Annotated in this window: 3 protein-coding genes; all 3 read right to left on the minus strand. The window is 67.2% G+C overall.

Annotation, left to right across the window (positions count from 1 at the left end):
- Positions 1-128: 128 nt before the first annotated feature.
- A complete protein-coding gene (locus JHD07_RS38285) occupies positions 129-848 on the minus strand; it encodes a Crp/Fnr family transcriptional regulator (RefSeq protein ID WP_291631666.1) in 720 nt (239 codons plus the stop codon).
- A 228-nt stretch (positions 849-1,076) separates the two neighbouring features.
- Positions 1,077-1,313, minus strand: coding sequence for a hypothetical protein (locus JHD07_RS38290; protein WP_291631667.1), 237 nt, complete (start codon positions 1,311-1,313; stop codon positions 1,077-1,079).
- A 76-nt stretch (positions 1,314-1,389) separates the two neighbouring features.
- Positions 1,390-2,189 (minus strand): zinc-binding dehydrogenase (locus tag JHD07_RS38295; RefSeq protein WP_291631669.1); only part of this gene is annotated, 800 nt, incomplete at its 5' end.

Consider the following 2,189-nt stretch of genomic DNA (forward strand, 5'->3'; position numbering starts at 1 on the left):
GAGCGGAGCGATGGATCTTCGCGATGGCGAGCTGATCGTGCAAAAATGGCGCGAACTGCAGCGCCTCGGCGATTTCAGCCCGGCCTATCTGCACCAGAGGCGCCAGCCGCCCGAGCATGCGTAAAGCCCTAGCCGTCGACGGTTGCGGCGCCGCCCGGCACGTCCTCAAAATGCTTCTTCATCCAGGCGTTGCAGGAGCAGGCTCTCGCTTCCAGCGCCTGCGCATCGAGGATCAGGATGGCGCCGCGCCGGGTCGCGAGGATGCGCATCGCCTTGAACATCTGGATGACACGGCTGGCATAGCTGCGGGAGACGCCGAGCATGCCGGCGAGCTGCTCGTGGGTCAGGGGAATCTCGCTGCCGCCGATCCGTTCCCGCGCCGAGATGATCCACTTGGCGGCGCGCTGCTCGATCGAATGCGCTGCGTTGCAGGCTGCCGCCTGGAGCAGCTGCGCGAGCTGGTAGTCCACATGGCGCGAAAAGGCTTCCTGTAGGGTCACCGACCTTTGCACAGCCTGCTCGAGCGCGCGCAGCGGCAGCCGGGCGATGCTGCCGCCGAGCTTCACGACGATGCGCGAATAGGCCAGCAGCGGGGGCCGGCCCGCAGGCACACCGACGGCGGCGTCGCGGCCGACCAGGAGGCTATCCACCTCGCGATCGTCGTCGACCGGAACCGCGTAAGCCACCAGAGTGGGGCCGCAGGGGAAATGGAGGGCCGAGATGATATCCCCGGCGTGATGCAGAATCTGGTTTGCGCTGACGTCGACCAACTGCAGATGCGGCGCCAGCAGCTCGAAGTCCTGGACGCTGAGCTTTTGCAGCAGCTCGTTGTTCGGCCGTCCGGTCACGCTTGTTGTCTTCGTCTCTGTGCTGGCCGGGGAATCGGCGCCGCCCAGAACCCTACGTTTCCGCGACGGAACCGACCGTCCGAAAGTGAACACAAGCAGTCGGCGAGGCTCGAAAAAGCAACTGAATGGCGGCCGGGCGTTGCCGATGAGCCACGGCGTGAACTTCGTTCTCCCCCGGAGAACGACGGGAGACGCGGCAGGCTCCGGCGAGCTGCGCCGCCCCGGCCGTCACCCGAAGCGCGCTTCGCAATCCGCTGGCGAGCGGCTCTGCGCGGCGTGCACGCGGTAGGCGTCGATGGCTCTGTTGGCGAGCATCAGGTGCCGGCGCTCGCCGGTTCGCAGCTGCGCTTCGATGGAGTCGAGCAGGAAGTTCGCGGTCGCGTCCGGCGGACCGAGCTCGCCGCTCTTCTCGAGGCAGCTCCAGGCGATGAAGAATGCGCTTTCGACGGTGCAACGAATGGACATGCGCTGCCAACGCGGCGGAGCCGAAGGCGTTCCGCGCGGCGGGCCCGGCTTGCGCCGGGCCTGCCGCTGGCGTCGGTCAGTTCTTCAGCACGATGCGGCCGACGACCTTGCCGGCGCGCAATTCGTCGATCCATTTCTGGACATCGCCCATCGGCTCCTCGCGCATCGGCGTCGGCTTGATCTTGCCGGCGCGGGCGAGCGCCATCAGCTCGTGGGCTTCGTCTAGCGTGCCGACCATGAAGCCTTCGATGGTCATGCGCTTGTAGACCCATTGCACCATCGGCAGCGTGAACTGGCCGCCCATCAGGCCGGACACCACGATCTTGCCGCCGCGCGCGGCGACCGCGACCGCAAAGGCCATCGACTTCTCGTTGCCGGCGAAATCGACGATCTCGTCGAAGCCGCCCTCGGTCTCTTTCAGGATGCGCTTGATCACGTCGGGCTCGGCCGGATCGTAGGCGACGGCGGCGCCGTTCTTGAGCGCGGTCTCGCGCGCGGCCGCCGAGAGGTCGGCCACCGTGATCGGCTGCTTGAACATCGCCTGCGCGAACGACAGGCCCATCATGCCGACGCCGCCGAGGCCGATCAGCAGCAGGTTGCGCTGGCGCGGACGGTCGACCAGGCGCTTGAGCGCGCCATAGGCAGTCACGCCCGAGCACATCAGGGTCGCGGCCTGGTTGACGGGCAGCGGGTCGTAGTCGAGCAGATATTTCGCGTCCGGCACCAGCACGTGGGTGGCGAAGCCGCCGTCGATGGAGACGCCGAGAAAGCGCTGCTTCACGCAGAGATTCTCGTCGCCATTGGCGCAGTCGCGGCACTGGCCGCAGCCGATCCACGGGAAGACCGCCTGCTTCCTGCCGATCAACTCCTTCGGAG

The organism is Bradyrhizobium sp., assembly GCF_016462955.1.
Lineage (GTDB): Bacteria > Pseudomonadota > Alphaproteobacteria > Rhizobiales > Xanthobacteraceae > Bradyrhizobium.